The following is a 5,794-nucleotide window of genomic DNA, read 5'->3' as shown; positions in this document are numbered from 1 at the left end:
GAATGGAATATTTCCTCCGATCGCGAAATGCCCACCAAATTTATCAGTTCAATTGCCCGGGCGCGTGCTTCTTTTTTACTCATTAATGTATGCATCAGCAATGGCTCCGTAATCTGTTCCCCGATCGTAAGCACTGGATTCAGTGAGGACATCGGTTCCTGAAAAATAATCGAAATGTCATTGCCGCGAATTTGCTGCATTTGACTTTTATTGAGTTTCAAGAGGTCTTTGCCCTCAAACCAGATTTGTCCGTCTGAGGTGTGGGGAGAATCAATCAACCGCATCATCGTCATCGCAGTTACACTCTTACCACAACCGGATTCTCCTACCACACAGAGCGTTTCACCCTCACGAATTTTAAAACTGACCTCATTGACCGCTTTGACAGTTCCGTTAGAGGTATGAAAGTGGGTTTTCAGGTTACGAAATTCAATCAAAGCATTTTCCATAAACGTTCGTCTCCTACTTCTTCATTTTAGGGTCCAGCGCGTCACGCAAACCGTCGCCAATCAGATTGATCGCTACAACGGTAATCAGAATACACATTCCCGGTGGTACCCATATCCAGGGCCGTTTGCGGAAGTCAATCAGGTTATTCGCAGCTGATATCATATTCCCCCACGAAGGTGTGGGCGGTACAACGCCAATCCCCAAGTAACTGAGCGCAGACTCTGTAATAATCGCACCTGCCACTCCAAGCGTAGCCGTAACAATAATAGTAGGAATCGTGTTTGGCAGCAGATGTCGGAATATTTTGCGGCGGTCTCTCAAGCCCAGCGCTTCTGTCGCCTGCATGAACTCCTGTTCACGCAGCGTAAGAATCTGCCCCCTGACCAAACGGGACAAGCTCGTCCAACTCAGGACTCCGATAATTAGCATCAGAAAATAGATACGGTTCGATGGATCAACTTTCAAATCCGACAGAACAGCACCTAAAATAATAAGCAACGGCAATGTAGGCAGCGCCATAAAAATATCTGCGATCCGCATAATGACCGTATCCACGCCTTTTCGATAAAACCCTGCCAGTGCACCCAATGTTGCCCCGATCATGACCGAAATAAAGGTAGCGACCAGCCCGACTGTCAAAGAAATACGACCAGCCAGCATCGTACGCAGTAAAATATCTCTACCAAACTTATCCGTACCAAGCCAGTACTTCGCATTAGGGGATAAGTTTTTGTCAGATAGCTTGTAATCATCTAAATGATAAGGTGAAATTATGGGCCCAAATGCACAAATGATGACCATCAGAATTAATATAATGAGACCTGCCAAAGCAAGACGATTCTGGCTAAAACGGCGAACGGCGATTCTCCATGGAGACGCTTCAGGACGGATCGCCGCCTTTTGATTCGTTTCAATCGTGACTGTTTCTGCGGACAATAGTATCCCTCCTATTTCAAGCGAATTCTTGGATCGGCCATGCCATACAATACATCAGAAAGTAAATTACCGAGGAGCGTGAGAATGGCCAGAAAAATCGTGAAGCCCAGCATAAACGGATAATCCCGCATACTAATAGACTCTAGATAAACCTGCCCCACACCCGGCCATACAAATACCTTTTCCAGAATCATTGCCCCACCAAATAAGGCTGGAAGCTCAAATCCGAGCAGTGTGATTGCTGGAATCAGAGCATTGCGCAGTGCATGCTTGAAAATAACCGTCCGCTCCTTCAAGCCCTTGGCGCGTGCGGTACGGATATAATCCTGACGGATGACCTCCAACATGCCTGTACGGAAATAACGAGTCAGGCTTCCTGTACTCAGCATCGTAAGTACGAGAGTCGGCAAGAACATATGTTTGAGCACATCGACCATGTAAGCCCACGAGCCTGCTTCCTCCCCTGCTGTGGTCATGCCACCGACGGGAAGAATTCCCCATTCAAGAGCAAATATTTTGATGACCAATAGACCAATAAAAAATGAAGGCAGCGACATACATAAGAAAATAAATAACGTAACAAACTTATCGAATAAGGAATATTGGAACTTAGCTGAAAATACCCCTGCAACAATGGCAATGAGCCAGCTAAAAATAAGACTAAAGAAAGCGATAATAAAAGAGTTCCATACATAATTGCTGATGACCTTCGTTACCGGCTGCTTATGCTGTAATGAATCCCCCATATTTCCCTTTAACATATTACCGGCCCATATAAAATAACGCTGGTATTCCGGCTTATCCAGCCCGTAGATATGTCGTAGCTGCTGCGCCTTCTCGGCGGTCATATTCGGGTTCTGCTTGGCTGTAATATAATCACCCGGCACCATGGCTGAAATCGCAAAAACGATAATGGATATGCCAATAAGTGTGGGGATGAGTTGCAGCAGTCTTCGAATAATGTACTGCTTCATATTCATTCCTCCAGACGAATAAAGTGATATGCCCAGCTCGTGAGAGCTGAGCATACGATTGGCAACCCTTATTGAGCGATTTGAGCGTTATGCAGAGTGAACTCAAAATCTTTGTATGGCGTGATTTCTAACCCAGATATACGTCCATTAACTGGCCACATATCTCTGCGTTGGTATAAAAAGATCGTCGGCAAATCTTTGTTCAGCTCTTGATAGAGCTGTTTGTAAATCAGTTTGCGTTTCTCTTGATCCAGTTCATGCTTACCAGCAAGCGTTAACTCATCGACCTTTTTATTGGAGTAGCCGATGTCATTTTGTGCACCATTCGTAATAAAAGTCGTTGTATCAGGGTCTGGAGTTAAGCCCCAAGCTGCAAAGAACATATCAAATTTGCCTGTATTCTTTTTATCCATGATGGCATTGAAATCTAAAGTTTCAGAACTCAGCTTGATGCCCAGCTCCTTGTAGTTATTGGACATGATCGGCAGCAATGCCTCTACTACCGGATTATCGGCAGTCGCAGAGAAGTTAATGGTCAGCTTTTCTCCATCCTTTTCACGAATTCCGTCAGCACCAACCTTCCAGCCTGCCTCATCCAGCAAGGCCTTCGCCTTCGCGGTATCAAATTCATATTTGTTGATGCCTTCATCCGTATAAGACCACGATTCTGTAGATTGTGGAATGTTAATAACATTCGCATATGGACCATACACACCCTGCACAATCTCCTTACGGTTTAAGCCAATAGTTAAAGCCTGACGTACTCTAGGGTCCTGAAATTTCTTTTCCTTGTGGTTAAACGCAATATATCCATAGCCGTTCGTTGGCATAATATTCACGTTCAAAAAGCCCTGTGCCTTTAATTCCTCTACATTGTCTTCCGTAACTGTGATGTTATCCATATCCGTCTCGCCTGTTTGCAGCATAGATAGGTTCGTTTCTTCTGTTGTTGTTTTAAAAATAACTGATTTCACCTTTGGTGCGCCCTTGAAGTAGTTTGGATTCGCTTCAAGAACGACTTGCTGACCTGGGGAGAAGCTTTTCAGCACATATTGCCCGGAGCCGATTGGTTTATTATTCAGCGCCTTGATGCTGTCCAAGCTGCCTTTTTTGTATCCTTTTCCGTAATAAGCTTCTGGCATGAAGTATTGCTCACCCAGAAAATCCTTTGTATACGCTGTTGCTTCTGTAACAGTGACCTCTACTGTGTTATCATCAATGACTTTGATCCCCGAGATATCATTCGCTTTGCCATCGTGATATTCCTTACCGCCTTTAATCTTAAAAGATAATACATCGGTTTCCCCATCATAGTTCGGATCATGCAGCACTTTGAGAACAAAAGCATAATCCTTTACGGTTACTGGGGTGCCGTCACTATACTTCACACCTGGTTTTAAATGGAACGTGTACTTTAGACCATCCGGCGATACATCAACCTTCTCAGCCAAACTATTTTCATATGTACCATCTGCCTTCACCTGTAAAAAGGAATCAAATACTGTTCTGACCACATATAAATCATAAGTTGTTTGCCAGAAAAGCGGGTTAAATACCCCTTTAGGTGATGTCATACCTACTACAATGTTATCTTTCCGATTTGTTGCTCCTGGAGGATTTTGCGACATATCCGTCGCTTTAATAACCCCCTCTGTAACTGGTGCGCTGCCTTCATTTCCCTCTGTTTTATTATCCGCTTTGCTTTGCTGCGGCTGTGCCTCATTAGCACCTCCACTACATCCTGCAAACAGAACACCAACGATCGTAAGCACCATAAGCAAAGAAACCCATCTCTTCGTTTGCACCATTCTGTTACTCCCCCTTAGTCGGTTCTTTATTTAACAGCCTGTCTCATTCCTGCGGTAATTCGTTAAAGCTTGAGGTTTGAAAATGAAGTGGACACATCCTCCTTACTGTTTCGAATGATAGCGTAAACACATGTTTTAGACCCCTGGTCAAATTTTGTGCACCGACAACCATTGCATTTTTATTAAGATTTATCTTAAGTGTAAAATAATATCACGTCAATATCTTTTTTTGTGTAATGTAAAAATGCAAAATATCTATATATGTAAACTTTATGAATTTTTCTTGTGGGAAATGACATAAAACCGGATTTCATGTGATATAAAATAACATTTCTGCATGCAGAAATGTTTACTCTGGCGAGTCGGGGAGCTAGGAATTTCTATGCCACTAAATGGTGAAGTATACTTAATGGGTATACATGGATTGTATTATTAGTAAGTTACAATAGATGGTACTTGTTGTCAATATATAAAATCATAAAAAAGATGCCTCCAGGATTGGAGACATCTTTTCTTTCCACTCACTACTATTCAGTAGTGTAAGGAAGCAATGCGATTTGACGGGAACGTTTAATAGCGATTGTCAACATACGTTGATATTTCGCGCTTGTTCCAGTCACACGACGAGGAAGAATTTTTCCGCGTTCGCTGATGAATTTTTTAAGCAGGTCTGTATCTTTATAGTCAATGTGAGTAATTTTGTTCACAGTGAAGAAACATACTTTACGACGTTTGTTGCGACCACCACGACGAGCTGGTCTTTTGTTATCGTCTCCGCCTTCTCTTTGTCTGAAGCCCATTCTTTGTCAGTCCTTTCCCAATTAAAATGGTAGATCATCATCCGAAATATCGATCGGTTTTCCGTCATCGGAAAAAGGATCCTGATTGTTTCGCGAGTTATTATTCCCGCGTCCACTATTGCTGTTACCGCCTCCGAAAGGAGACTCCTCACGCATACCTCCACCACTATTGCCGCCACCGTTGCCGCTATCGCGGTTAGATTCCAGGAAACGTACATTATCAGCAACAATTTCAGTCACGTATACACGTTTACCTTCATTGTTCTCATAATTACGCACCTGTACACGGCCTTCAACAGCCGTCAAACGACCTTTGCGAAGATAGTTAGCGCATGTTTCAGCAAGCTGACGCCAGGTTACGATCGGCAAGAAATCCGCTTCCCGTTCGCCGCCTTGACTTGTAAACGGACGGTCTACAGCCAGGGTGAACTGGGTTACTGCTACACCAGACGGTGTATAGCGCAGCTCCGGATCTTTGGTCAAACGACCGATCAGAATGACACGGTTCAACAATCCAATCCCCTCCTTTGAGCGTTGTTCATTACATAATCACGTACAATAATTAAGCTACGTCGTTCGTAATGAGATAACGAATTACTTCGTCAGAAATTTTCATGATACGCTCAAGCTCAGCAACAACAGCAGGTTCTGCTGTGAAGTTTACCAGAACGAAAGAACCATCACGGAATTTCTTGATCTCATACGCAAGACGGCGTTTAGTTACATCGTGATTCGTAATTTCGCCACCGCCGTTAGAGATGATACCTTGGAATTTGTCGACTGTCGCTTGAACAGCTTCTTGTTCAATGTCAGGACGAATAATGTA

Annotated in this window: 7 protein-coding genes; all 7 read right to left on the bottom strand. The window is 43.5% G+C overall.

The genetic code is table 11. From position 1 onward, the window contains the following. The coding region (locus tag AC5V8P_RS22635; protein WP_495473885.1) for an ATP-binding cassette domain-containing protein at positions 1 to 449 on the bottom strand (449 nt) is incomplete at its 3' end. A 13-nt stretch (positions 450 to 462) separates the two neighbouring features. Continuing rightward, on the bottom strand, positions 463 to 1,386 hold the full coding sequence (gene opp4C / locus AC5V8P_RS22630) for an oligopeptide ABC transporter permease (protein WP_063211691.1): 924 nt from the start codon (positions 1,384 to 1,386) through the stop codon (positions 463 to 465). Positions 1,387 to 1,397: 11 nt separating this feature from the next. Next, a complete protein-coding gene (locus AC5V8P_RS22625; RefSeq protein WP_064797504.1) occupies positions 1,398 to 2,360 on the bottom strand; it encodes an ABC transporter permease in 963 nt (320 codons plus the stop codon). A 68-nt stretch (positions 2,361 to 2,428) separates the two neighbouring features. Continuing rightward, entirely contained in the window at positions 2,429 to 4,168 is a 1,740-nt protein-coding gene (locus AC5V8P_RS22620) for an ABC transporter substrate-binding protein (protein ID WP_064797503.1), read from the bottom strand. 527 nt (positions 4,169 to 4,695) lie between these two features. Further along, the gene (gene rpsR / locus AC5V8P_RS22615; protein ID WP_007433228.1) at positions 4,696 to 4,968 is read right to left on the bottom strand and encodes a 30S ribosomal protein S18; all 273 of its coding nucleotides are present in this window, start codon (positions 4,966 to 4,968) and stop codon (positions 4,696 to 4,698) included. Positions 4,969 to 4,989: 21 nt separating this feature from the next. Beyond that, positions 4,990 to 5,481, bottom strand: a complete 492-nt coding sequence (gene ssb / locus AC5V8P_RS22610) for a single-stranded DNA-binding protein (RefSeq protein ID WP_010346813.1) — start codon at positions 5,479 to 5,481, stop codon at positions 4,990 to 4,992. Between the two features lie 49 nt (positions 5,482 to 5,530). Continuing rightward, a partial coding sequence (rpsF, locus tag AC5V8P_RS22605) for a 30S ribosomal protein S6 (RefSeq protein WP_495473884.1) occupies positions 5,531 to 5,794 on the bottom strand: 264 nt, incomplete at its 5' end.

This window comes from Paenibacillus sp. N119s (genome assembly GCF_059447605.1).
This window is presented reverse-complemented; position numbering and strand designations above follow the sequence as displayed.